23 protein-coding genes and 1 tRNA gene are annotated in these 24,539 nt (G+C 33.3%); 10 read left to right on the forward strand and 14 right to left on the reverse strand.

Annotation, left to right across the window (positions count from 1 at the left end; translation table 11 throughout):
* Nucleotide 1 precedes the first annotated feature (1 nt).
* The 7 genes from AC23L6_RS01065 to aspS all read right to left on the reverse strand — a co-directional run bounded on the left by AC23L6_RS01065 (nucleotide 2) and on the right by aspS (nucleotide 5,574).
* The gene (locus tag AC23L6_RS01065) at nucleotides 2-532 is read right to left on the reverse strand and encodes a complex I 24 kDa subunit family protein (RefSeq protein WP_487560442.1); all 531 of its coding nucleotides are present in this window, start codon (nucleotides 530-532) and stop codon (nucleotides 2-4) included.
* Between the two features lie 4 nt (nucleotides 533-536).
* Nucleotides 537-1,772 carry an NADH-quinone oxidoreductase subunit D gene (locus AC23L6_RS01070; RefSeq protein ID WP_487560443.1) on the reverse strand — a complete coding sequence of 412 codons (1,236 nt, stop codon included), beginning with the start codon at nucleotides 1,770-1,772 and terminating at the stop codon, nucleotides 537-539.
* Nucleotides 1,773-1,789: 17 nt separating this feature from the next.
* Nucleotides 1,790-2,308 carry an NADH-quinone oxidoreductase subunit C gene (locus tag AC23L6_RS01075; RefSeq protein WP_487560444.1) on the reverse strand — a complete coding sequence of 173 codons (519 nt, stop codon included), beginning with the start codon at nucleotides 2,306-2,308 and terminating at the stop codon, nucleotides 1,790-1,792.
* A gap of 4 nt (nucleotides 2,309-2,312) precedes the next feature.
* The gene (locus AC23L6_RS01080) at nucleotides 2,313-2,861 is read right to left on the reverse strand and encodes an NADH-quinone oxidoreductase subunit B (protein ID WP_487560445.1); all 549 of its coding nucleotides are present in this window, start codon (nucleotides 2,859-2,861) and stop codon (nucleotides 2,313-2,315) included.
* An 18-nt stretch (nucleotides 2,862-2,879) separates the two neighbouring features.
* Nucleotides 2,880-3,245 carry an NADH-quinone oxidoreductase subunit A gene (locus AC23L6_RS01085; RefSeq protein ID WP_487560446.1) on the reverse strand — a complete coding sequence of 122 codons (366 nt, stop codon included), beginning with the start codon at nucleotides 3,243-3,245 and terminating at the stop codon, nucleotides 2,880-2,882.
* A 265-nt stretch (nucleotides 3,246-3,510) separates the two neighbouring features.
* Nucleotides 3,511-3,711 (reverse strand): cold-shock protein, encoded by a 201-nt coding sequence (locus tag AC23L6_RS01090; RefSeq protein WP_151106850.1) that lies wholly within the window; start codon nucleotides 3,709-3,711, stop codon nucleotides 3,511-3,513.
* A 114-nt stretch (nucleotides 3,712-3,825) separates the two neighbouring features.
* Nucleotides 3,826-5,574 (reverse strand): aspartate--tRNA ligase, encoded by a 1,749-nt coding sequence (gene aspS, locus AC23L6_RS01095; RefSeq protein WP_487560447.1) that lies wholly within the window; start codon nucleotides 5,572-5,574, stop codon nucleotides 3,826-3,828.
* 206 nt (nucleotides 5,575-5,780) lie between these two features.
* Between aspS and AC23L6_RS01100 the strand changes: the two genes are divergently transcribed.
* On the forward strand, nucleotides 5,781-6,125 hold the full coding sequence (locus tag AC23L6_RS01100; protein WP_487560448.1) for a toxin-antitoxin system YwqK family antitoxin: 345 nt from the start codon (nucleotides 5,781-5,783) through the stop codon (nucleotides 6,123-6,125).
* 74 nt (nucleotides 6,126-6,199) lie between these two features.
* Here the strand turns inward: AC23L6_RS01100 and AC23L6_RS01105 are convergent, their stop codons facing one another.
* From AC23L6_RS01105 to AC23L6_RS01120, 4 genes are all read right to left on the reverse strand, one after another.
* A complete protein-coding gene (locus AC23L6_RS01105) occupies nucleotides 6,200-9,373 on the reverse strand; it encodes an efflux RND transporter permease subunit (protein WP_487560449.1) in 3,174 nt (1,057 codons plus the stop codon).
* Between the two features lie 87 nt (nucleotides 9,374-9,460).
* Nucleotides 9,461-10,528: an efflux RND transporter periplasmic adaptor subunit gene (locus tag AC23L6_RS01110; RefSeq protein WP_487560450.1), complete on the reverse strand. Its 1,068-nt coding sequence runs from the start codon at nucleotides 10,526-10,528 to the stop codon at nucleotides 9,461-9,463.
* Between the two features lie 21 nt (nucleotides 10,529-10,549).
* On the reverse strand, nucleotides 10,550-11,887 hold the full coding sequence (locus AC23L6_RS01115) for a TolC family protein (RefSeq protein ID WP_487560451.1): 1,338 nt from the start codon (nucleotides 11,885-11,887) through the stop codon (nucleotides 10,550-10,552).
* 6 nt (nucleotides 11,888-11,893) lie between these two features.
* A complete protein-coding gene (locus tag AC23L6_RS01120; RefSeq protein ID WP_487560452.1) occupies nucleotides 11,894-12,490 on the reverse strand; it encodes a TetR/AcrR family transcriptional regulator in 597 nt (198 codons plus the stop codon).
* A 145-nt stretch (nucleotides 12,491-12,635) separates the two neighbouring features.
* Here AC23L6_RS01120 and AC23L6_RS01125 point away from each other — a divergent pair, with 145 nt between their 5' ends.
* Nucleotides 12,636-13,610 carry a polyprenyl synthetase family protein gene (locus AC23L6_RS01125; protein WP_487560453.1) on the forward strand — a complete coding sequence of 325 codons (975 nt, stop codon included), beginning with the start codon at nucleotides 12,636-12,638 and terminating at the stop codon, nucleotides 13,608-13,610.
* Between the two features lie 59 nt (nucleotides 13,611-13,669).
* Nucleotides 13,670-14,023 (forward strand): hypothetical protein, encoded by a 354-nt coding sequence (locus AC23L6_RS01130; RefSeq protein WP_487560454.1) that lies wholly within the window; start codon nucleotides 13,670-13,672, stop codon nucleotides 14,021-14,023.
* A 20-nt stretch (nucleotides 14,024-14,043) separates the two neighbouring features.
* Here the strand turns inward: AC23L6_RS01130 and AC23L6_RS01135 are convergent, their stop codons facing one another.
* Nucleotides 14,044-14,586 (reverse strand): hypothetical protein, encoded by a 543-nt coding sequence (locus AC23L6_RS01135; protein ID WP_487560455.1) that lies wholly within the window; start codon nucleotides 14,584-14,586, stop codon nucleotides 14,044-14,046.
* Between the two features lie 126 nt (nucleotides 14,587-14,712).
* Here AC23L6_RS01135 and AC23L6_RS01140 point away from each other — a divergent pair, with 126 nt between their 5' ends.
* The 3 genes from AC23L6_RS01140 (at nucleotide 14,713) to AC23L6_RS01150 (ending at nucleotide 19,804) form a co-directional block, all read left to right on the forward strand.
* A complete protein-coding gene (locus tag AC23L6_RS01140) occupies nucleotides 14,713-17,487 on the forward strand; it encodes a 2-oxoglutarate dehydrogenase E1 component (protein ID WP_487560456.1) in 2,775 nt (924 codons plus the stop codon).
* A gap of 73 nt (nucleotides 17,488-17,560) precedes the next feature.
* Nucleotides 17,561-18,787, forward strand: coding sequence for a 2-oxoglutarate dehydrogenase complex dihydrolipoyllysine-residue succinyltransferase (gene odhB, locus AC23L6_RS01145; protein WP_487560457.1), 1,227 nt, complete (start codon nucleotides 17,561-17,563; stop codon nucleotides 18,785-18,787).
* A 366-nt stretch (nucleotides 18,788-19,153) separates the two neighbouring features.
* On the forward strand, nucleotides 19,154-19,804 hold the full coding sequence (locus AC23L6_RS01150; protein ID WP_487560458.1) for a T9SS type A sorting domain-containing protein: 651 nt from the start codon (nucleotides 19,154-19,156) through the stop codon (nucleotides 19,802-19,804).
* A 237-nt stretch (nucleotides 19,805-20,041) separates the two neighbouring features.
* Here AC23L6_RS01150 and AC23L6_RS01155 read toward each other — a convergent pair whose 3' ends face one another.
* Entirely contained in the window at nucleotides 20,042-20,491 is a 450-nt protein-coding gene (locus tag AC23L6_RS01155; RefSeq protein ID WP_487560459.1) for a retropepsin-like aspartic protease, read from the reverse strand.
* 94 nt (nucleotides 20,492-20,585) lie between these two features.
* Between AC23L6_RS01155 and AC23L6_RS01160 the strand changes: the two genes are divergently transcribed.
* The 4 genes from AC23L6_RS01160 to AC23L6_RS01175 all read left to right on the forward strand — a co-directional run bounded on the left by AC23L6_RS01160 (nucleotide 20,586) and on the right by AC23L6_RS01175 (nucleotide 23,723).
* Nucleotides 20,586-21,353 carry a TatD family hydrolase gene (locus tag AC23L6_RS01160; RefSeq protein ID WP_487560460.1) on the forward strand — a complete coding sequence of 256 codons (768 nt, stop codon included), beginning with the start codon at nucleotides 20,586-20,588 and terminating at the stop codon, nucleotides 21,351-21,353.
* Nucleotides 21,354-21,419: 66 nt separating this feature from the next.
* On the forward strand, nucleotides 21,420-22,556 hold the full coding sequence (locus tag AC23L6_RS01165; RefSeq protein WP_487560461.1) for a 1-acyl-sn-glycerol-3-phosphate acyltransferase: 1,137 nt from the start codon (nucleotides 21,420-21,422) through the stop codon (nucleotides 22,554-22,556).
* Entirely contained in the window at nucleotides 22,546-23,574 is a 1,029-nt protein-coding gene (locus AC23L6_RS01170; protein ID WP_487560462.1) for an asparaginase, read from the forward strand. The genes AC23L6_RS01165 and AC23L6_RS01170 overlap by 11 nt, the downstream gene beginning before the upstream one ends.
* Nucleotides 23,575-23,636: 62 nt before the next feature.
* A tRNA-Ser gene (locus AC23L6_RS01175) sits at nucleotides 23,637-23,723 on the forward strand.
* Nucleotides 23,724-23,777: 54 nt separating this feature from the next.
* Here AC23L6_RS01175 and AC23L6_RS01180 read toward each other — a convergent pair.
* A complete protein-coding gene (locus AC23L6_RS01180; protein ID WP_487560463.1) occupies nucleotides 23,778-24,527 on the reverse strand; it encodes a uroporphyrinogen-III synthase in 750 nt (249 codons plus the stop codon).
* Between the last annotated feature and the right edge of the window lie 12 nt (nucleotides 24,528-24,539).

A 24,539-nucleotide genomic window follows, 5' to 3' on the forward strand; every position in this document is an offset into this window, starting at 1 on the left:
ATTATTTATCGTGTAACGTGATTTTATTTTCTTTACAATCAGCGATTAATTGGTCAATTTTTTCTTTAGTCAAATGTTCTTTGTAAAAATCACCCAATTGCATCATTGGAGCATAGCCACAGGCACCTAAACATTCTACTCCTCTTATTTCAAATAGTCCATCTTGAGTTGGTTCGCCTACTTTCACACCTAACTTTTCACAAGTATAATCCATCAGACCTTCAACTCCATTCAAACAGCACGGTGAAGTTTGACAGAATTCGAACATGTATTTCCCGATTGGTCGTCTGTTGAACATGGTGTAAAATGAAACCACTTCATACACTTCAACAGGTTTAATTTTTAAAATTTCAGCGACTTTGTCCTGCAATTCGATACTCAACCAATTGTCATGTGCATCTTGTACTTCGTGTAAAACAGGTAATAAAGCTGATTTTTGTTTTCCTTCGGGATAATGACTAATCAACTCATTGATGCGATTCATCAATGTTTCGGTTATGTTTATTTCTTGTTTGTAATGTGTATGTTCCATAAATTTATGCGTCTAATTCTCCAGCAATAACATTTAAACTTGACAAAATTACTATCGCGTCAGATAATAATGCTCCTTTTATCATTTCTGGATAAGCTTGATAATAAATAAAACAAGGTCTGCGAAAGTGCAATCGATAAGGAGTTCTACTTCCATCGGTAACCAAATAGAAACCTAATTCTCCATTTCCACCTTCAACAGCGTGATAAATTTCAGCAACTGGAACAGGAACTTCTCCCATAACAATTTTGAAATGGTAGATTAAAGATTCCATGTTGTGATAAACATCTTCTTTTGGAGGTAAATAGTAATCCGGAACATCTGCATGGTATGGACCTTCTGGCATTTTTGCCAATGCTTGTTTGATGATGCTAATAGACTCCCAAACTTCTGCATTACGAACGCAGAAACGATCGTATGTATCACCTGATTTTCCTACAGGAACAATAAAGTCAAAATCTTCATATGAAGAATAAGGGTGTGCCACACGAACATCATAATCAACGCCAGCAGCACGTAAATTTGGACCTGTAAATCCGTAAGCCATAGCTTTTTCAGCAGAAATTGCACCAACATTTACGGTTCTATCAATAAAAATTCTATTTCTTTCAAAAAGATTTTCAAATTCTTTCCAAGCTACAGGGAATTCCTCTAAAAAGGTATTTAATAATTCAAAAGCTTTAGGTGACCAGTCTCTTTCAAAACCTCCAATTCTTCCCATATTTGTTGTCAAACGAGCGCCACAAATTTCTTCATAGATTTCGTATACTTTTTCTCTAAATTGAAAAACATATAAGAAACCAGTGTAGGCTCCAGTATCAACCCCAAGAATAGAATTACAAATCAAATGGTCAGTAATTCTGGCTAGCTCCATTACAATAACACGTAAATATTGTGCTCTTTTAGGAACTTCTACACCTAATAGTTTTTCTAATGTCATCCACCAACCCATGTTGTTAATAGGTGAGGAGCAATAGTTCATTCGGTCAGTAAGAGGCGTGATTTGATAAAAAGGACGGTTTTCTGCGATTTTTTCAAATGCACGATGTATGTAACCTATGGTTGGTTCCGCTTCAAGAATTCGCTCTCCATCCATCAACAAAATATTCTGAAAAATACCATGTGTTGCAGGGTGAGTAGGTCCTAAATTCAGAATCGAAAGTTCGCTTCCGTCTTCATTTAGTTTTTCCTTCATTATTTTAGCATATCGATGCTCTGGTGGTAATAATAGTTCTGACATTTATAGAATGTGAAAAATTATAAATTTGTTGTTGTTCTTCCAAAGAAGCGATCGTCTTTATCTGTTCTTCCAGAATCCTCCATTGGGAATTCTTTTCGCATTGGGAAAGAAATCATTTCATCCATATTCAGAATACGCTTCAATTGTGGATGTCCAACGAAATTAATACCATAAAAATCGTAAGCTTCTCTTTCCATCCAATTGGAACTTGGGAATATATTTGAAATTGTTTTTATTTCTGGAGTTGCATTAAGAAATGTTTTGATCCTGATGCGTTTGTTTTCATACCAATTATGCAAATGATACACAATAGCAAATTGATGATCTTCATCATTGTCAGGATAATGAATACCACATAAATCGGTTAAGAAATGAAAACGCAATTCTGGACTGTTCTTTAGAAACAAAATCACTGCGGTATTTTTATTAGCATCAATTTCAAAAGTAAAAACATCTCTTTCTTGATGAAAGTTAAATACACTTTCTCCAAATGTTTCAACTAGTTTGTCTTGAATGTCTGTGTTTTCTATAGCCATTATGTTATTTAATATTATAAGAGGCTAATAATTCTTGGTACTCAGGAGAACTTCTTCTGCGAACAGATTCTGATTTTACTAATTCTTGTAATTTCATTACGCCATCTACAATTTGTTCTGGTCTAGGAGGACAACCTGGAACATAAACATCAACAGGAATAACCTTATCGATTCCTTGTAGAACAGAATAGGTGTCGAAAATCCCGCCAGATGAGGCACAGGCTCCAACAGCAATTACCCATCTTGGTTCTGACATTTGTTCGTATACTTGGCGTAAAATTGGCCCCATTTTTTTAGAAATCGTACCCATTACCATTAACATATCAGCCTGACGTGGAGAAAAACTCACTCTTTCAGATCCAAATCGTGCTAAATCGTAGTGAGAAGCCATAGTGGCCATAAATTCAATTCCACAGCATGAAGTTGCAAAAGGCAAAGGCCATAAAGAGTTAGCACGAGCCAGTCCTACAACATCATTTAGTTTTGTAGCAAAGAAACCTTCTCCAACCACTCCTTCTGGTGGAGCAACCATTTTTGTTTTAGAATCACTCATTTATAATTCGTAATTAGTTTATTCCCATTCTAAAGCTTTCTTTTTGATAATGTAAAAGAACCCTATCAAAAGTAAAAGCATGAATATAATCATTTTTATCATTCCTTCCATTCCTAGCTCTTTGAAATTAATAGCCCAAGGATAAAGGAATATAACTTCGACATCGAAAAGAACGAATAGTATCGCAACAAGAAAATATTTTACCGAAAAAGGAATACGAGCATTTCCTATGGATTCGATTCCGCATTCGAAATTTTTATCTTTAATATCTGATATTCTTCTAGGGCCTAATTTGCCTGAAATTATTATTGTGCCTACTACAAAACCCACTGCTAGTAGGAATTGCATTAAAATAGGTAAATAATCTAATTGATTTGATTGCATAATTTTTCAAGAATAAAATAAATTGCCACAAAGATAACTTTCAATAATTAATTTGCAATGAAAAAATAAAAATTAGTCTCAATAGAGTTGATGTAAATTTACAATTTTTATTCATTATAAATAACGAATTACTATTACTTTAAGAAGTGTTTAATCTCTTTTAATTTTAGGATTAAAGTAGGCTGATTTCAAGTTGCAAAAAAAAAGCGTTTCGATTGATTTCGAAACGCTTTTAATTCTGGTTAACAAAAATAATGTATATATTTTAGTCTTCAAGAACGGCTACTTTTGCAGCAACTTTTCCTTTTCTACCTTCTTCTTCTTCATAACTAACTCTGTCACCTTCACGAAGTTCTTCAGCGTTTATTCCTGAAGCATGAACAAAAATGTCTTTTCCTGTTTCTTCGTCTGTAATGAATCCGTAACCTTTAGATTCATTGAAAAATTTAACTGTACCTGTACGCATTGTAATTGTAATAAATAATTTATAATGCGACAAATGTAATCTTTAAAATAATACAAAAGTTAAAACTATGTTACTATTTTGCAAAAAATATTGATTTTCAGCGTTTTCTGATTATTATAAATCTACTTTAATATGCAATTCTTCTAATTGCTTATCATCTATGATAGAAGGTGCATCAATCATAACATCTCTTCCTGAATTGTTTTTTGGGAATGCAATAAAGTCACGAATGGTTTCTTGACCACCAAGAATGGCTACCAATCTATCTAATCCAAAAGCTAAACCTCCGTGTGGCGGAGCTCCAAATTGGAAGGCATCCATTAAAAATCCAAATTGATTACGAGCTTCTTCTTCAGTAAATCCTAAATATTTGAACATCAATTGTTGCGTAGCCTTATCGTGAATTCTTATAGATCCACCACCAATTTCGTTTCCGTTCAAAACCATATCATAAGCATTGGCACGAACTTTACCAGGATTAGTTGCTAATAATTCCATATCTTCTGGTTTTGGTGACGTAAATGGATGGTGCATTGCGTGCCATCTTCCAGATTCTTCATCCAATTCTAATAAAGGGAAATCTACAACCCACAACGGAGCAAATTCTGCAGGATTTCTCAATCCTAATCTTGTTGCTAATTCCATTCTTAAAGCAGAAAGTTGAGCACGAGTTTTATCAGCTGGACCAGAAAGTACAAAAATCATATCGCCTGCTTTTGCCTCTGTAATTTCAGCCCATTTTGCTAAATCTTCTTGATCGTAGAATTTATCTACCGATGATTTGTAAGTTCCGTCGGCTTCACATTTTACATAAACCATTCCAGAAGCACCAACTTGTGGACGTTTTACCCAGTCAATTAAAGCATCGATTTCTTTACGAGTATATGTTGCACAATTTGGAGCTGCGATTCCAACTACTAATTCAGCGGAATTGAAAACAGGAAAATCTTTGTGTTGAGAAACTTCATTCAACTCACCAAATTTCATATCAAAACGAATGTCTGGTTTGTCATTACCATAAGTTTTCATGGCGTAATCGTATGTAATTCTTGGGAATTTCTCTACTTCAATACCTTTTATTTCTTTTAATAAATGACGCGTTAATCCTTCAAAGACATTTAAAATATCTTCTTGTTCTACAAATGCCATTTCGCAATCGATTTGTGTAAACTCAGGTTGTCTGTCGGCACGTAAATCTTCATCACGGAAACATTTCACAATTTGAAAATATTTATCCATTCCTCCAACCATCAAAAGTTGTTTGAATGTTTGTGGCGATTGTGGTAAAGCATAAAACTGACCTTCATTCATTCTACTTGGAACAACGAAATCTCTTGCGCCTTCTGGAGTAGATTTAATTAAATAAGGAGTTTCAACTTCACAGAAATCCAAATCAGAAAGATAATTTCTAACCGCTTGAGCTACTTTATGGCGGAATAATAAACTATTCTTAACAGGATTTCTACGTATATCCAAATAGCGGTATTTCATTCTGATGTCTTCACCACCATCTGTTTCATCTTCAATAGTGAAAGGAGGAGTTAAAGCAGCATTTAAAATGGTCATTTCTTTTACAAGAATTTCAATTTCACCTGTTGCAATATTTTTATTTTTGGCTTCACGCTCAATTACAGTTCCTTTTATTTGAACTACAAATTCTCTTCCAAGAGTTTTAGCCAATTCGAAAACTGATTTTTCTGAACGACTTTCGTCAAATAATAATTGTGTAATTCCATAACGGTCGCGTAAATCAACCCAATTCATGAATCCCTTATCTCTTGATTTTTGTACCCAACCAGCAAGTGTAACTTCTTGATTAATATGTGAGGCGTTCAATTCCCCACAGTTATGACTTCTATACATTGAAATAATATTAGAGTGCAAATTTAGGACTAATTATGAATTATAAATTGTGAATTGTAAATTTTTAGCTATTCTCATCGGTTACAAATCGTTGTGTCCAATGTTAAGTTTTTCTCAATGTTACCAAATTGTTAAGTCAAAGTTTTTTTAATGTAAATATTTTTATACATTTGTTAAGATAATATGAACAAATAAATCCTACGACTATGAAAAAGATATTGATTTTAAGCGCTTTGTTAATTTCAGGATTGACTTTAGCACAGAATAAAGAACCAAAACTAGAAACGGTTGGGAATAAGGTTAAAGTAACCTATTTTTTTGAGAATGGTCAAATTCAGCAAGAAGGCTTTTTTAAAAATGGAAAATTGGAAGGGAAATGGGTTTCTTATGACGAAAATGGTGTTAAAAAATCTATTGGAGAATTTGCTAACGGAGAGAAAACAGGTAAATGGGTTTTTTGGAACAACAAAACATTAAGCGAAGTAGATTATTCTAAAAGCAGAATTTCTTCTATCAAATCATGGAAAGAAGAAGCTATTGTAAACAAATAAGACTAGACTAGCTACAAAAAAAGGAACTCAAATCTGAGCTCCTTTTTTGTTTAACCAATAAAACCTAATAAATATTACATATTATGTTTTGCTGTAAATCCATCTTCACTTAGTTCAGTTGGAGTATAATCGGCTGAGATTAATTCAGCATAGTTTGTTTCTTCTTTTCCTTTTCGAATTCTATTTTTAATACTATCAAAAATAGCATACACTACTGGAACAATAACTAAGGTTAAGAATAATGACGAAATCAATCCTCCAATAATTACCCAAGCCAAACCGTTATTCATTTCGGCAGCAGCACCTTTTGCCAAAGCAATTGGAATCATACCAAATACCATCGCAATGGTTGTCATCAAAATTGGACGTAAACGAGCGTGATTTGCCTGTACCAAAGCGTCATGAGTACTTTCTCCTGCTTCTTTTCTATGATTAGCAAAATCGACAAGTAGAATAGCGTTCTTACATACCAATCCAATCAACATAATAATACCCAAAATGGTAAACACATTCAAAGAATTGTTTGTTAATGCTAATGCCATCAGTGCACCAATAAATGAAAGCGGAATGGAGAATAATACCACAAATGGTGTTACAAAACTGTTGTACAAAGCAACCATTACTAGGTAAACCAAAATGATAGCGGCTAATAAGGCATAACCTAATGTACCAAAACCTTCTGTTTGGTTTTCCATATCTCCACCCCAAACATAGTTTACTCCAGCAGGACGTTCCATTTTTGAGAAAATAGCTTCCCATTCGCCAGCAACAGTACCGGCAGGACGACCAACAGTTTGTGCTTCAATACTTACAGCCGGTGATTTGTCACGACGTTCCAATAAACTTGGTCCTGATGACTGAGTAACTTTAGCAAACTGAGATAATTTAATTTGTTGACCAGCATTGTTCACAAAAATTAATTCGCTTACGTCATTAATATTTGAACGGTTGAATTCGTCATAACGGATGTTAATATCATATTCATATTCTCCGGCACGGAATTTACCATCGGTATTTCCATTGAAAGCCGTTTGCATTGTCATACCAACAGTGCTTAAATCCAAACCTAATGCTGACATTTTATCGCGATCAACCTGTACATTAATTTCAGGGTTTCCGTCTTCTGAAGTTAATTTCACTTCTGAAGCTCCTGGGATTTTTTTCAATTCAGCAGCAGCTTTTTCTGCAAATGCCATAGCATCTTTTTGAGATGATCCAGTAACAGTAAGCATTAATGGCGCTTGGTCTGCTCCAAATAAACCTACAGGAACTGTTTTGATTTTAGCATTGACTAAAGTTTTTTCAAGTTCACGTTTTATTTTTGCGGCATAGACGAAAGTATTATCTTCTCTTTCAGATTTATCGTTCAGCGTTACTTTGATTTCTGATTTATAAACAGTGGTTTGTGAACCTCCAAATCCATCACTCGTTTGTCCAACTGTAGTAATCAAACCTTGTACTTCTTTTTTGCTTTTTAAATAATTTTCAGCTTTTTGTGTGATGAAATTAGATTGTTCAACAGAAGCATCTTTTGGCAACTCAATTTGAACCATAAATTCACCTTTATCAATTTTAGCAAAGAATTCGCCTCCAATATAACCACCTGTAACTAATCCGAATGAACCAAAAAACATTACCAATACAATGGCTAAAGTCGTTTTTTTGTATTTTAATGACCATTCTAAAATTCCGGTTACCCAATGTATAAATTTATCCAAACCACTTTCAAAAGAAAGGATAATTCTTCCAAAGAATGTCTTATTGGTAATATGCTCTAATTTTCCATAACGCGAAAACAACCACGGCACAATTGTAAATGATGCTAATAATGATAACAATGTAGCGATAACAACCGTCATACAGAATTGTGTAATAATGTTAGATACCAAACCTGTACTCATTGCAATTGGTAAAAATACCACCACAATTACTAAAGTAATAGCCGTTACTGTAAATCCAATTTCTGAAGCACCATCATAGGCTGCACGAACTTTGTTTTTACCCATTTCCATGTGTCGGTGAATGTTTTCCAATACCACAATCGCATCATCCACAAGAATACCAACCACGAGCGATAGTCCAAGTAAACTCATCAAATTCAAAGTATATCCTAATAAAAAGATTCCGATGAAAGTGGCAATCAATGATGCCGGGATGGAAACCATTACGATTAATGCATTTCTGAAACTGTGAAGGAAAAACAACATTACAAATGCGACAAGGAAAATAGCAATAAATAAATCTTTCATTACAGCATTTGAAGCTACCAATGTAAATTGTGTAGTATCATCGGCAATGTTAAGCTTTACATTATCGGTTTTATAATCTGTTTCAAGTTGCGCCACTGTTTTTTGAATGGCTTCACTTACCGCAACAGCATTAGCATCAGATTGCTTGATAACTTGCAATAAAATAGCACTATTTTGATTAACACGTGCAATTTTTTCTACTTCTTTTTGTGAATCTTGAACATCGGCAATATCACCTAAACGAATTTGTATTCCACTTTTGGTTGATAATACTAAATTACGTAATTCATCTACATTTTTATATTTTCCTGACAAACGGATAAGCGTACTGTTTTCTCTCGTTTTGATGTTTCCTGTGGGGAAATCAAGATTTGAAGATAAAATCATTTGCTGAACTTGCGGAATAGAAAGTCCGTAACCTTGTAATTTTGTTGCATCAAGACTTACTTGAATTTCACGTTCTTCACCACCAACTAAATTTACCTGAGCAACACCTTTAACACGAGATAATACGGGTTGGATTTTTTTGTCCAACAAATCATAAAAAGCCACTTCATCCATATTAGCTGTTGCACCAATGGTAATGATTGGCAAATCGCTAATAGAGAATTTAACCAATGAAGGCGGATCTACATCGTCTGGTAAATCTTTTAACACAGCATTGATTTTTCTTTGTGCATCGTTTAATGAATAATCGGCATCAGCATCGGCAGTAAGAGTAACCATTACTAATGATAGACTTTCATACGATTTTGATTCTACCTTTTTTACATTTTCAAGTGATGCGATGGCATCTTCAATTTTTTTGGTTACCGTATTTTCAACTTCACTTGGAGATGCTCCCGGATATACTGTTGAAATGGTAACAACGTTTACCTCAAATTTTGGTACTAATTCGTAGCCTAACTGAGAGTAACTAAACAAACCTCCAAGCGTGAGTATTATGAATAATACCGCAATGATGGTTGGGCGTTTTATAGATATTTCTGCTAATTTCATTTTTTACTTTAGTTTAAAGTTTCAAGTTTAATGTTTCAAGTTTTGTATTGCATTAATTTTCAATACTAATAAACTATCAACTGAAGACTATTTTACTATTTCTACTTTTGCTCCGTCAGTTAAATTGATTTGTCCGCTTGTAACAACTACATCACCGTCATTTAAACCGTCTAAAACTTCTACTTTATCTCCAAAAATTCTTCCTGAAACAATCTTGGTTAGTTTTGCAGTGTTGTCTTTTATAACAAATACTTCGTTATTGCTAACACTTCCTACGAAAGCAACTCTTGGAACAATACGAATAGCAGCTTTTTGTTTATCATTACTTTCAAAATGAGCTGTTCCATACATTCCTGCTTTTAAATCGCCACTAGGATTATTAGCTATTTCTACTTCTACCACAAAGTTTAAAGAAGCATCAGCTTTAGCAGCTACGAATGTAATTTTACCATCAAATTGCTTATCAGGATAAACACTTGAAGTAACTTTCACTTTGTTTCCTGTTTTAAGCGTGCTCACTTGGTTTTCATTTACAGTAACATTAAGTTTTAATTTTGAAGTGTTTACGATTTCAAACATTTCAGTTGCTGGCATTGATGTAAGCATAGAACCAACTTCAATATATTTCTTATTGATAATTCCACTTATTGGTGCTTTAACTCTAGTATCACCAACACTGATGTTTGCTTGCTTTAATCTTGACTCAGCATTAATCAAAGCTATTTTTGCCTGATCCAATTGTTGTTTGGTAACACCGCCTGTTTTATAGGCACTTTCAAAACGGTTGAAATCGTTTAAAGCTGTTTGATAAGAAGCTTTTGCCGCTTGAGCTTCAACATTAGCAACATCTCCGCGAATAACAGCAAGAGTTTGACCTACAGAAACCCTATCACCTTCTTTTACAAGAATTTGAGTTACTTTTCCTGATTTTTCTGCAGCAAAATTTAATTCCTGAAAAGGAGCAAAAGTTCCGTTAGCAATGAAATCTGTAGAAAGGTTCTCCGTTTTTATAGTTTCGGTTTTTACAGCAACCGAGCTGTTTTTTTGTGCCACAACAGCAGTTTCGGCTTCATTTTGTGCTTTGTTCTTGCTTAATATAAAGCCGAATAATGCAACAACAGCAACGATTATTCCTATGTATAATAACTTTTTCATTTGTATAAGATATATTTAGTATTAGTTAGTTAATGATTTTAATTCTCCTCGTGATTTTATTAATTGAATTTCTGCCAGTTTATAATCTAAAAGTGCAGTATTATAATTGTTTTGTGCTTCTACCAATGAATTTTCAGAATCTAATAAATCGGTTAATGAAGCCAATCCATTTATATAATTGTTTTGCGTATTGTCATAAACTTCTTGTGCCAATTTTGCATTTTCCTTTTGATTTTCGATTGTAATCAAACTGTTCTCAACTTGTGTTTTTGCATTTTTATAAGCTAAATCTAAAGCCAGTTTGGTATCGGCTAAATCAACTTCGGCTTTGCGAACATCGATGTCAGCTTGACGCACTTTGGCACGTGTTCCAAAACCAGTAAAAATTGGAATATTCAAGTTCAATCCGATAGAAGAAAAGTCAGACCAATAAACACCTTCTGAAGGTTTTGCTCCCAAAGGCATTTCAGGACCTTGACCAATATAATTGTATCCTGCAGTAGCAGAAAGTGTTGGATAATACAATGATTTCATGGCACGTCTATTAAACTCCAAAAGTGTTTTTTGGGTTTCCATCAATCGGTATTCAGAACGGTTTGATGTTTCGGCAGTTTCTTCTAACACTACAGGAAGTATTTTTACTTCTGATTCCGGAATGATGATTTTATCATTTACTGGCATTCCCATATAAAATTTCAAGGCATTTTCTTGAATTTCAACAGCGTTAAGCAATTGTTGACGAGAAGTAGTAATGTTATTTAAGGTTACTGTAATTCGGTCTAAATCTATTTTTCTAGCTAAACCATTGTCAAATAGATTTTTGATAACGTCTTTAACTTTGGTAGTATTTTTTAAGTTGTTTTCAATAACCGTAAGTTTTTGACGTTGTAAATACACTTGATAATAAGCCGTTGCTACACGTTCAATCACTTGTTCATCAGTAAGTTCTTTGTTAATTTTGTAAAACTCACGTGTCGTTTTTGCTGCTTTTAATCCTGTAAAAACTTGTTCGTTAAAAATATTCTGTGTTAATGATACTCCTGCTACCGAATTCCATTTTTGACCAAGTGGTGCCAAAAGCGTTGTTCCTGGTGCTCCAAAATAGTCTCCAGGCAATGCATTCAATTGCAAAATTGGATTATAGGTTAAACTTCCATTAGCAGAAATTTGAGGTAAAGCTTGTGAACGAACTTCCTGAATTTTATATTCGGCATTTTCTACATCCAAAGCTGCTTTTTTTGCTTCTACTTTATTTTGTAAAGCATAGTTTATAGCGTCTTTCAGCAGAAGCGTTTTTGCTTCCTGTGCTTGTAACTGGAAAGCAAATACAACTAGAAGAATTATTAATTTGTTTTTCATTGATGATTATATATTTGATTTAAGTAATTGATTTTCGAGTTCTGTAATTCCTTTTTCGGTTGCGATTGCGCGTGTGTGATATTCGAGTGCTTTCGCTTCAAGTTCGTATGCATCTTTTTCCATCATGGTGTTTTCATTAATAGAAAAAATAAGTGTGTAATAAAATTTTACTGCAGATTCGATATCTGTTTCCTTTCGGTATAACCCTTGAGTAATCCCTTTTTCGATATTTTGGCGAAACATTTGACTACAATCTTCTATTTCCGTACACATCATTTTCTGATAAATTTCAGGGTAATGTTTTTTTAGCTGATAGGCTGGAGAATGGTCAAAGGATTGAAACATTTCTTTGAACATTTTTCGCATTTCAAAATTTTCGGCAATGGCATTGTAATTTTTAGAGATTATATCATCCATTAAAGAATGAATTTTTTGATGGACGACTTCAGTTCCCTCTTCAATAAGTTTTTCTTTATTGCTGAAATACTTGTAAATCGTCTTTTTGGAAATACACATCTCGCAGGCAATATCATCCATGGTAACGCTCTTAAAACCAAGTTTCAAGAACATGTCAGTAGCTTTTTTGATGATTTTATCTTTCATGATATGTTAAAATTATGCCGCAAAAATAAAACGAAACTTTTAACACTAAAATAGTTTCCATATTATTAACGTAAATTTAACATTAGGAAAAAACCTTACTTTTGAAAAGCGAATAGAATACCTTAAATTAGCCCAAAAAAATTTCATGCACCCGATTTCGCATTATCAAGATATTGTATCAAATCATTTTCAATCCTTAGTTTTAAAGAACGAGCCAAGTAATCTCTATGAACCAATTCGGTATATCTTGTCGCTTGGTGGTAAAAGATTACGTCCGGTTTTAACTTTAATGGCTTCCGAGGTTTTTGATACCGATTGTAAAAATGCATTGGCTGCTGCAACAGCCGTTGAGGTTTTTCATAATTTTTCATTGATTCATGATGATATAATGGATGATGCTCCCTTGAGAAGGGGGAACGAAACAGTACACGAAAAATGGGATATCAATACAGGAATTTTATCAGGAGATGCAATGTTAATTTTGGCATATCAATATTTTGAAGAATATGAACCTTCGATTTTTAGAGAGTTGGCCAAACTATTCAGTAAAACCGCTTTAGAAGTTTGTGAGGGACAACAATACGATGTTGATTTTGAAACCCGAGACGATGTAACGATTTCTGAATATCTAAAAATGATTGAATATAAAACGGCAGTTTTAGTAGGAGCGGCTATGAAAATGGGTGCTATTGTTGCTCAAACCTCGGAGGAAAATGCTAATTTGATATATGATTTTGGGTTAAATTTAGGATTGGCATTTCAGTTGCAGGATGATTATTTAGATGCGTTTGGCGATCCTAAAACTTTTGGGAAACAGGTTGGGGGCGATATTATCGAAAATAAAAAAACGTATTTATATCTCAAAGCAATTGAATTTGCCTCTGAGGAGAGTCGGAAACAATTGATACATCTATTTTCAATACAGCCTGATGACAATACCAGTAAAATTGATTCGGTCAAAGAAATTTTTGATTCTACAGGAGCATCAGAAGCTACGAAAAAAGCAATTAAAGAGTATACTCTTAAGGCTTTTGAAATTCTACATAAGTTAGATGTTAGTGATGACAAGAAAGAAAAGCTTCAATCTTTTGGTGAAAATTTAATGGGAAGAAAAGTATAAATGACAGGGTTTTTAATCTGTAAATTAGAAGTAAAATTTTCTTTCTCTAAATAAAAAATATGTTCATTTCGCCAAAAAATACCGACTTATTACTCATTGAAGCTCAAAACGAGAATCTATATTTAAAATTGATAGAACAATTAAATAAAGATTTTAATTTAGCTAACGAAGGTGTTGATTTTCCTATGAGCATTTCTCCTAATGAATTGAAAATTCAGTTACAAGAAAAAATGTATAGACTAATTCAATATAAATTCGCAGAATACCTCAATTTATTGTACATCATTGATGTAGCTGAAGATGAAGTAAAAAAATTAGACGGTTCTGATATTGTTGAATTATCTGGACAGGTCGCTTTTTTAATTTTAAAAAGAGAATGGCAGAAAGTCTGGTTTAGAAACAAGTATGTCTAGAACCAAATGCCTTTTGATTTTTAAAAAAATACTCGAACAAAAGGCATGAAGGCTTCATTGTATACATTTTTGTCTCTAGTATACAAGAGATTGTACCGAGCTCCAATTGTTACCGATCCAGTTCTATAACCCGCTCCTAAGAACAAGCCAGTATTCCAAAAGTTATCTTTAAAATTGCCTCCAATAGATTTATACTCGTTGTTTACTCTAATTTGTTCTAACTCAATAGAGAGTTGAATTTCTTCAATTGGATTGAAAAGAGTAACTAGGCTTCCTCCATAATGCAATGAATTATAATAGTTTTTTGAAGAAACATAAGTTCCAAGCAGAGAAACTCCAGCAGAAAAATATTCGTTAAAATTATAAATAGCACTCGGCGCAAGAGTCAAATCTGTATATCCTGAACCCGCACTAAAACCTATGCCGCCACCAAATTGAACGTTGTCCCAAAAACCTTGATTCGAATCGGTAATTTTTTGTTGTCCAAATATGGAATTACATAGTCCAAAAGTAATAATGATTAAAACAGATTTTAAAATTTGTTTGAAAGAATCTTTTTTCATTTTGAGTATTTTTAACAAAAATTTACGTAAAAGTACGTAAAAAATACATTTGAATACATTTACATATAATTTGATTGTTGTATTTTTGTAAAAATTTATAACAAAAAAAGAACTTCAAACACCATTATGGATAGGTTTTCATTTTTAAACGCAGCTCATACAGAATTTTTTGCTCAATTGTACGAACAATATACTGAGAATCCGGATAGTGTAGAACCAAGTTGGAGAAGCTTTTTTCAAGGTTTTGATTTTGGAATGACCACCTATAATGAAGAAAACCCAGTAACCTATTTAGCTAATCTTGCAGCGAGTGATGTCGAAAGTGTTCATGTGTCTGAGAAACTTCAAAAAGAGTTTAATGTTTTAAAGTTAATTGATGGATACCGTTCTCGAGGACATTTATTCACAAAAACGAATCCAGTTCGAGAAAGAAGATCTTCATCACCAACTCTTGATATTGAGAATTTTGGATTATCAAAAGCAGATTTGAATACAGTTTTTGATGCAGCAAGGGTTATTAAAATCAAACCGTGTTCGCTTCAAGAAATTATAAAGCATTTAGATACTATTTATTGTCAACACATTGGGGTAGAATACATGTACATCAGAAATCCTGAAGTTGTTGAATGGATTCAAAATAAAATTGGGATAAATGACAATCAGCCTAATTTTACGACTAATGAAAAGTTGGCTATTCTGAATAAATTGAATCAAGCAGTATCCTTTGAAAACTTTTTGCACACAAAATATGTCGGACAAAAACGGTTTTCCCTTGAAGGAGGAGAGTCTATAATTCCCGCTCTTGATGCTTTAATAGAAAAAGCTGCAGAAAAAGGAGTAGAGCAATTTGTTATGGGAATGGCTCATCGTGGGCGTTTGAATGTTTTAGCAAATATTTTTGGAAAATCTACTCAAGATATATTCAGTGAATTTGACGGTAAAGATTATGATCAGGAATATTTTGATGGTGACGTAAAATATCATTTAGGTCTCACTGCTGATAAAGTAACTAGCACAGGTAAAAAAATCAATATTAATTTGGCTCCAAACCCCTCGCATCTTGAAACAGTAGGTGCGGTAATTGAAGGAATAACAAGAGCAAAACAAGATAGATATTTTCCAAATGATTTTTCAAAAGTATTACCCATAGCCGTTCATGGAGATGCTGCTATTGCTGGACAAGGTATACTTTATGAAATCATACAAATGGCTCAGCTTGATGGATACAAAACAGGAGGAACCATTCACATTGTTATAAATAATCAAGTTGGGTTTACAACTAATTATTTAGATGCACGTTCGTCTAAGTATTGTACAGACGTCGCAAAAGTGACTTTGTCACCAGTTTTACATGTTAATGCTGACGATGCTGAGGCAGTTGTACATGCTGTTTCTTTTGCCTTAGATTATAGAATGCAGTTTGGTAGTGATGTGTTCATCGATTTATTAGGATACCGAAAGTACGGACATAATGAAGGTGACGAACCACGTTTTACGCAACCCGTTTTATACAAAATTATAGCCAAGCACAAAAATCCAAGAGAGATTTATGCCGAGAAATTATTGTCAGAAGGGGTGATTAATGAAAATTTTGTAAAAGATTTGGAAGCCAAGTACAAACAGGACTTGGATGATAATCTTCAAGCATCAAGAAAAAAAGACTTGACAATTATAACTCCATTTATGAAAAATGAATGGAAAGGATTTGAGCAGGTTACCGATGTTCAAATGCTTCAAAGAACAGAAACGGGTTTCCCAAAAGATAAACTAGTTACCATAGCCAATGCAATTTGCAATCTGCCTTCTGATAAAAAATTCATCAGCAAAATTGAAAAACTAATCAACGATAGAAAGACAATGTTTTTCGAAACAAATAAGTTAGATTGGTCAATGGCCGAGCATTTAGCTTATGGTTCTTTGTTGTTAGAAGGATATGATGTTCGTATTTCGGGTCAAGATGTAGAAAGAGGTACTTTTTCTCATCGTCACGCTGTTGTTAAAGTAGAGGATTCTGAAGAGGAAGTTACTTTACTCAATAACTTAGAAGGTAAAAAAGGAAATTTTCATGTTTTTAATTCCCTTTTATCAGAATACGGAGTATTAGGTTTTGATTATGGATATGCTCTAGCTAGCCCAAAAACACTTACTATTTGGGAAGCACAGTTTGGAGACTTCAGTAACGGTGCCCAAATTATGATTGACCAATATATTTCATGTGGTGAAGACAAGTGGAATAATCAAAATGGAATAGTTCTTTTGTTGCCACACGGATACGAGGGTCAAGGAGCAGAACACTCTTCTGCTAGAATGGAACGTTATTTACAACTTTGTGCCAGACATAATATGTATGTGGCCGATTGTACAACGCCTGCTAATTTTTATCATTTGTTGAGAAGACAAATGAAAACCACTTTCCGAAAACCACTTGTGGTATTTACACCTAAGAGTTTATTGCGCGATCCAAGGGTTGTTTCTCCTATAGAAGAATTTGTGACAGGTAGTTTTCAAGAAACATTTGATGACGAAACAGTTAATAAAGAAGAAGTAAAAAGCTTGGTTTTTTGTACAGGGAAATTCTATTATGATATTATTGCCGAGAGAGAGAATAATGGAAGAAAAGACGTTGCAGTAGTTAGAATAGAACAACTTTTTCCTTTGCCAGTAGAACAATTGAAAGCGATTATTGCGAAATATCCAAATGCGGACGATTATGTATGGGCACAAGAAGAACCGAAAAACATGGGTGCTTATAGCTATATGCTAATGAATTTTGATTTTATAAAATGGAGACTAGCGTCGTTAAAAGCCTATGCCGCTCCAGCAGCAGGAAGTTACACCAGAGCAAAACGTCGTCATGCTGATGCTATTAGAATGGTTTTTGATAAAAATTTATTCAGATAATTATCACGATAAGTTGAAAAGAAACGAAAACTATAAATTAAACTACAGACTACAAATAATAAACTAAAAGGATATGATTTTAGAAATGAAAGTCCCATCGCCAGGGGAATCAATTAAAGAGGTTGAAATTGCAACATGGTTAGTAAAAGATGGAGACTATGTAGAGAAAGATCAGGCAATTGCTGAGGTAGATTCTGATAAAGCTACATTAGAATTACCAGCAGAAGCAAGTGGAATAATCACGCTAAAAGCTGAAGAGGGTGATGCAGTAGCTGTAGGTGCCGTAGTTTGTTTAATTGATACAGCTGCTACAAAAACGAATAGTTCTGCAACTGTTACTGCAAAAGAAGAAGTAAAACCTGTTGCAGAAGCACCAAAAGTTGAAGCTCAGAAAGCTTCTCCCGTAGTTGAGAAAACATATGCTAATCAAGTTCCCTCACCAGCAGCTCGAAAAATATTGGATGAAAAAAATATACAGCCTTCAGATATTGTAGGAACTGGAAAAGGAGGCAGAATTACAAAAGATGATGCAGTAAATGCCATTCCATCGATGGGAACTCCTACAGGAGGCTCGCGTGGAGCAGAAAGAATAAAGCTTTCTATGTTGCGTAGAAAAGTAGCTGAACGATTAGTAGCTGCTAAAAATGACACTGCGATGTTGACTACTTTTAATGAAGTAAACATGACTCCTATTAATACTCTCCGAAATGAATATAAAGATGCATTTAAAGCAAAGCATGGAGGTATTAGTTTAGGATATATGTCTTTTTTTACTAAAGCAGTGACTAGAGCACTACAATTGTATCCAGATGTAAACTCTATGATGGATGGAGATTACAAAACAGTTTATGATTTTTGTGATATTTCGATAGCGGTTTCTGGACCAAAAGGATTAATGGTTCCAGTGGTTCGTAATGCAGAAAATCTAACTTTTAGAGGCATTGAAGCAGAAATTAAACGTCTGGCATTAAGAGCTCGTGATGGTCAAATAACGGTAGATGATATGACAGGCGGTACATTTACCATCACTAATGGAGGTGTTTTTGGGAGTATGTTGAGTACACCAATTATTAACCCACCACAATCTGGAATTTTAGGAATGCACAATATTATTGAGCGACCAATTGCTGTAAATGGTAAAGTTGAAATTCACCCTATGATGTATGTAGCACTTTCGTATGATCATAGAATTATTGATGGTCGTGAATCGGTTGGTTTCCTTGTAGCGGTAAAAGAGGCTTTAGAAAATCCAATTGAGTTATTATGTGATAATAATCCAAAAAGAGCTTTTGAATTGTAAACTGTGAATTACAAAAAATAGTAAAGATTCTATTTTAGTATAGATTTTTGAAAGCATTAAATTAATTTTTAATGCTTTTTTTTAACAAATGTTTTTATAGTTGATAAAAATAGGCAAATTCTATGTAAACCTTTAACAAGTATTGGCTAAATTCACCTATACATTACTACAACGTTTTCTTTTTTTTTTATTTCATCTCATTTTTTTATAGATGTTTTTTTTAAAAAAAAGATTGAGATACTTTGTAGAATAAGAAAGAATATGTCTTACAATATGGTTGTATAGTTTTTTTGACACCAAAAAGAGATTAATTAAAGACCTTAAATTTGTACATTTGTGTTGTTAACAAATAAAAAACTATAAATTATGAAAAAAATTACATTCATCGTTCTTCTAATGATCTTCTCATTGGGATACTCTAAAAGTATTTCTTCTGAAGAAATTTCTTGTACAACAATATCTAAAGAAGCTGAACAAGGTTCGTTTTCAATAGGGTATAAATTAAAGTTTGAAACGATTGGAACTGATGTGAAAATTACCTGTGAGTTATTAGACACTGATAGAGTTGGTGTAATAGCCTATTTGTTTAAAAAAACTCCTTTTGGAGAAACACCAATGACTAACGAATCAGGGTTGATTTTTACAAAAACAATTACTGGACAAACTTTAGATGAAACAATTACATACGCTGTAAAATTTGCCTTTGCTGGTGGTTTGGCGGTTACAAAATACACCGATTACAAAGTAGGTCAAGATTGTGAATTAGGAGTTAATAATTTTGAATTAAGTAAGTCTGTTAAATTGTATCCAAATCCAGCAAAAGGTATTTTGAATATCGATTCAAACCGTTTACCTATATCCAAAATAGAATTTTATTCGATCATAGGGAACAAAATATTGGAAACTAAAGAAAATTATAATTTGATACATATTGAAGATTTGTCAAAAGGAGTTTATTTAGTAAAAGTGTATATGGAAAATAATAAAGTTGCAATTAAAAGACTAATTGTTGAATAGAAATTAAAATGCTACTTACAATAATCTAATATTAAGTAATCATTAAATAGTTTTAAGACATAACTTAAACAATATTCTATAATGCTAAATAAAACAAAAAGAAAATCTCTAATTTAGAGATTTTCTTTTTGTTTTTTATTAATTTCAATACTAGTTTGTAATAGCTCTTAAAGAGATTTTAAAGTAAAAAGTAATTAAATTTTATGTTTCTGTTGTGATATTGACTCTTGTTGTTAACTAAAAGTTTGATTTTAATAAGTATAAATTATGATTAAAATAATCAATAATTGCTTTACCATCAAGTAACACATCAGCACCAATAATCCCTTGAACAGGTTTGGCTTTGTGTTGAGTTAAGGCTTGATTTACATGGGATAAATCAAAAATCACTAAATGAAAATCATTGTTTTTCCATCTTCCTAATTGTAAGATGTTATTTTTAGCAATTTGAGTAGACATGTTGGTAGCACCAGCTCCAGCTGCTTTAGTTTTAGATTTTCCTGCATCCAAATGAAAGAGCTCAATGCCTTCAAAGCCTACACAACTATTGCTAGCGCCTGTGTCGAGAATAAAGTTGCCTTTTATACCGTTAATAGAAGCTTTAATGAGTAGATGTTGTGTTTTAGAAACTTTAAATTTTATTTTTTTGTAGTTTTCTTTTTTAAGAATTTCAGGAAGTGACTTCATAAGGTGGAATATGTTCTTCAAAAATAAGGTAAAAATCTAATACGGTAAAAAATCAATCGGTCAAAAAACTAACTTTGTACTTTAAAACGATTCAATGATAATTACAGACACGCACACTCATCTTTACAGTGAAGAATTTGACCAAGATAGGCCACAGATGGTTCAACGAGCAATTTCAAATGGCGTAACTCGTTTTTTTATTCCTGCTATTGATTCAAATCACACCCTTTCGATGTATGAATTAGAGAAAAATTATCCTGAAAATGTTTTTCTCATGATGGGTTTGCATCCAACCTATGTAAAAGAAAATTATCTAGAAGAGCTACAACATGTTGAAGAGGAATTATCGAAAAGAAAGTTTTATGCCATAGGCGAAATCGGAATTGATTTGTACTGGGATAAAACACATTTCAAAGAACAGCAAATAGCTTTTAGAAAGCAAATTCAGTTAGCCAAACAATATAAGTTGCCAATAGTTATTCATTGTAGAGAAGCTTTTGATGAAATTTTCGAAATTTTAGAGGAAGAGAAATCAGAGGATTTATTTGGGATATTTCATTGTTTTACCGGAACTCATGAACAAGCCCTGAAAGCCATTTCTTATAATATGAAACTGGGAATAGGAGGAGTGGTAACGTTCAAAAATGGAAAAATTGATCAGTTTCTGAATCAAATTGATTTAAAGCATATTGTTCTTGAAACCGATGCTCCTTATTTGGCACCTATTCCCTACAGAGGGAAGAGAAACGAAAGTAGTTATATACTAAATGTTGTTACTAAGCTTGCAGAAATCTATGGAATACCACCCGAAGAGATTGCAAAAATTACAACTGAAAATTCTAAAATCATATTTAGTATTTAACAAAAGCAAACGGTATTTTAAATAAAATTTCGTTCATTTGTGTATCTTTTAATCAACCACCAAAAAATGCAAAAGTTTGATAAAATCCGACCGTTTTACGACGCCGAAATAAATGAAGCTATTCGCTCATCAGTGAATCATCCAATGATGAAAGCATTGATGAATTTTACCTTTCCAGAAGTTGAAGATGCCGTTTGGAAAGATCAATTGATTAAAACGCACTCCATTCGTGATTTTCAATGCAATTTTATTTATCAGTCTGTTCAAAAAGTTTTAGAGAAAAGTTCGGACGGATTGACTACTTCGGGTTTTGAAAAATTAGAAAAAAATACATCTTATCTTTTTATATCCAATCACAGAGATATTATTTTAGACACATCTTTGTTAAATGCCGCCCTATTTGAACATGGCCTTGTAATGACGGCTTCTGCAATTGGAGATAATTTGGTAAAAAAATCATTTCTATTGACATTGTCAAAACTCAATAGAAACTTTTTGGTTCAAAGAGGATTGCCACCTCGAGAGCTCTTGCAAAGTTCTAAATTGCTATCAGAATACATCCAGCAACTGTTGTTGAGAGAAAATCGCTCGGTTTGGATAGCGCAACGTGAAGGTCGCACTAAAGACGGCAATGATGCTACCCATCCTGGAGTTCTTAAGATGCTAGCTATGGCTTCAGAAGATGAAGATTTAATGAGTTATTTTAAAAATCTTAAAATAGTACCAGTTTCAATTTCCTATGAGTATGATCCTACTGATGCATTGAAAATGCCACAATTAATGGCTGAAGCTAATAATGAAATTTACATCAAAGAGAAGAATGAAGATTTTATGACGCTGTTGAGTGGAATTATCGGTCAAAAGAAACGAATACACATACACATTGGCGATGTTTTGAAAACGGAATTAGATTCTATTGCGGCAGAACATGATAATTCAAACAAGCAGATACAAGCTTTAGCACAGGTTATAGATGATTCTATTTTGAAAAGCTATAAACTTTGGCCTACAAATTATATAGCTTATGATATTCTCAATAAGACTGACGAGTATAGTTCATTTTATTCTGACAATGAGAAACTACTATTCGAAAGGAGGTTAGAAATACGAATCGACCAAAATAACCCAGTTGCTTTAGAAGGATTTCTAAATATGTATGCAAATCCTGTTGTTAACAAGATGAAATATCAAAATGCAATCTAAACCCAATATACTCTTGATTTATACTGGTGGAACCATTGGTATGATGAAAGATTTTGAAACAGGTGCACTGAAGGCATTTAATTTTAGCAAAATATCAAATAAGATTCCAGAGTTAAAGCTTTTAGATTGTACAATCCAAACCATTTCTTTTGATGTTCCCATAGATTCATCAAATATGAATCCTAAGAAATGGATAGAGATCGCCTCAATTATTGAAGATAATTACTCTAAGTTTGACGGATTTGTTGTGCTTCACGGTTCGGATACGATGTCTTATTCTGCTTCAGCGTTGAGTTTCATGCTGGAAAACCTCGATAAACCAGTCATTTTTACAGGATCGCAATTACCTATTGGAGATTTGCGTACTGATGCCAAAGAAAATCTAATTACAGCCATACAAATCGCTTCTTTGCGACAAAAAAATAAGGCGGTTATTCGAGAAGTATGTTTGTATTTTGAATATAAATTATACAGAGGAAATCGAACTACGAAGATAAACGCAGAGCATTTTAATGCTTTTGCATCTCCAAATTATCCTCCGCTTGTTGTTTCTGGGGTTAATCTAAAAATTAATTTTGATTTAGTTTTACCAAAATCGAGTTCAAAAAAACTTATCGTTCATAAAGAACTGGATGATAATGTATTGATTTTAAAAATGTTCCCAGGTTTAAACGAGACTGTTTTGTCTGCGATTTTAAGTGTGCCAAGTCTAAAAGGGATAGTACTAGAAACCTATGGTTCAGGAAATGCACCTACTGAGGAATGGTTTATTTCTACACTGAATGAAGCTATCAAAAAAGGACTCTATGTTATCAATGTTACCCAATGTTCAGCAGGAAGTGTTAATATGGGATTATATGAAACGAGTACTGAACTAAAAAAAATAGGTGTAATTTCAGGTAAAGATAGTACTACAGAAGCCGCAGTCACCAAGTTAATGTTCCTTTTGGGAAAGAAAGTTGCTTCAACTGTTTTTAGAACTACTTTTGAAACGTCATTACGAGGAGAATTAACATAAAAAACAAAGTTTAATTTTCTTAACTGAAATTTTTTATTGTTCTTTGCAGCCTCAAACAAAATAGAGAGGTGTCCGAGTGGTTGAAGGAGCAAGCCTGGAAAGTTTGTATATGGGTAACTGTATCGTGGGTTCGAATCCCATCCTCTCTGCAAAATAAAAAGTCACGCTACAAGCGTGACTTTTTTATATTAAATATTTATTTTTTATTTTCCTTTGTTGGCTTCTGCAATATATTTTTCAAGAGCCATAGTCATAGAAGGAGTTTCGGGAGTTGGTGCAAGAATATCAATTCTCAAGCCGTGCTCTAAAGCTTCTTTCTGAGTAGTACTCCCAAAAACGGCAATTCTAGTATTGTTTTGTTCAAAATCAGGAAAGTTCATGAATAATGATTTAATCCCTGATGGACTAAAGAATGCCAAAATATCATAATATACATCAGCCAAATCAGACAAGTCACTCATCACAGTTTTGTAAAAAACCGCTTGTGTCCAATCCACTTTTAGATTATTCAGAGTTTGTGGTGCATCAGCATTTAGTTGGTCTGATGCTGGCAAAAGAAATTTTTCGTCTTTATATTTCTTTATAAGCGGAGACATATCAGCAAAATCCTTTTGGCCTACATAAATTTTACGTTTTCTGTACACAACGTATTTCTGAAGGTAGAAAGCGACAGCTTCTGATTGGCAAAAATATTTTAATCCTTCGGGTACTTTATAACGCATCTCTTCGGCCACTCTAAAAAAATGGTCTACTGAGTTTTTACTTGTCAAAATAATTGCGGTATAATTATTAAGGTCTATTTTTTGGAGTCTAACGTCTTTCGCATTTACACCTTCTACGTGAATAAAAGGTCTGAAATCAATTTTAACTTTATGCTTTTGTTGTAGCTCAAAGTATGGGGAATTTTCTACTTTAGGCTCAGGTTGTGACACCAAAATTGTTTTCACTTTCATATTTGACATTTT

The organism is Flavobacterium sp. R1_16, assembly GCF_057652095.1.

Coding starts and splice junctions, on each gene's coding strand:
- AC23L6_RS01160 (WP_487560460.1), top strand. CDS start 20,586: ATGATAATTACAGACACGCACACTCATCTTTACAGTGAAGAATTTGAC.
- AC23L6_RS01170 (WP_487560462.1), top strand. CDS start 22,546: ATGCAATCTAAACCCAATATACTCTTGATTTATACTGGTGGAACCATT.
- AC23L6_RS01065 (WP_487560442.1), bottom strand. CDS start 532: ATGGAACATACACATTACAAACAAGAAATAAACATAACCGAAACATTG.
- AC23L6_RS01100 (WP_487560448.1), top strand. CDS start 5,781: ATGAAAAAGATATTGATTTTAAGCGCTTTGTTAATTTCAGGATTGACT.
- AC23L6_RS01115 (WP_487560451.1), bottom strand. CDS start 11,887: ATGAAAAACAAATTAATAATTCTTCTAGTTGTATTTGCTTTCCAGTTA.
- AC23L6_RS01165 (WP_487560461.1), top strand. CDS start 21,420: ATGCAAAAGTTTGATAAAATCCGACCGTTTTACGACGCCGAAATAAAT.
- AC23L6_RS01180 (WP_487560463.1), bottom strand. CDS start 24,527: ATGAAAGTGAAAACAATTTTGGTGTCACAACCTGAGCCTAAAGTAGAA.
- AC23L6_RS01075 (WP_487560444.1), bottom strand. CDS start 2,308: ATGGCTATAGAAAACACAGACATTCAAGACAAACTAGTTGAAACATTT.
- AC23L6_RS01135 (WP_487560455.1), bottom strand. CDS start 14,586: ATGAAAAAAGATTCTTTCAAACAAATTTTAAAATCTGTTTTAATCATT.
- aspS (WP_487560447.1), bottom strand. CDS start 5,574: ATGTATAGAAGTCATAACTGTGGGGAATTGAACGCCTCACATATTAAT.
- AC23L6_RS01140 (WP_487560456.1), top strand. CDS start 14,713: ATGGATAGGTTTTCATTTTTAAACGCAGCTCATACAGAATTTTTTGCT.
- odhB (WP_487560457.1), top strand. CDS start 17,561: ATGATTTTAGAAATGAAAGTCCCATCGCCAGGGGAATCAATTAAAGAG.
- AC23L6_RS01105 (WP_487560449.1), bottom strand. CDS start 9,373: ATGAAATTAGCAGAAATATCTATAAAACGCCCAACCATCATTGCGGTA.
- AC23L6_RS01120 (WP_487560452.1), bottom strand. CDS start 12,490: ATGAAAGATAAAATCATCAAAAAAGCTACTGACATGTTCTTGAAACTT.
- AC23L6_RS01090 (WP_151106850.1), bottom strand. CDS start 3,711: ATGCGTACAGGTACAGTTAAATTTTTCAATGAATCTAAAGGTTACGGA.
- AC23L6_RS01085 (WP_487560446.1), bottom strand. CDS start 3,245: ATGCAATCAAATCAATTAGATTATTTACCTATTTTAATGCAATTCCTA.
- AC23L6_RS01150 (WP_487560458.1), top strand. CDS start 19,154: ATGAAAAAAATTACATTCATCGTTCTTCTAATGATCTTCTCATTGGGA.
- AC23L6_RS01080 (WP_487560445.1), bottom strand. CDS start 2,861: ATGAGTGATTCTAAAACAAAAATGGTTGCTCCACCAGAAGGAGTGGTT.
- AC23L6_RS01070 (WP_487560443.1), bottom strand. CDS start 1,772: ATGTCAGAACTATTATTACCACCAGAGCATCGATATGCTAAAATAATG.
- AC23L6_RS01110 (WP_487560450.1), bottom strand. CDS start 10,528: ATGAAAAAGTTATTATACATAGGAATAATCGTTGCTGTTGTTGCATTA.
- AC23L6_RS01125 (WP_487560453.1), top strand. CDS start 12,636: ATGCACCCGATTTCGCATTATCAAGATATTGTATCAAATCATTTTCAA.
- AC23L6_RS01130 (WP_487560454.1), top strand. CDS start 13,670: ATGTTCATTTCGCCAAAAAATACCGACTTATTACTCATTGAAGCTCAA.
- AC23L6_RS01155 (WP_487560459.1), bottom strand. CDS start 20,491: ATGAAGTCACTTCCTGAAATTCTTAAAAAAGAAAACTACAAAAAAATA.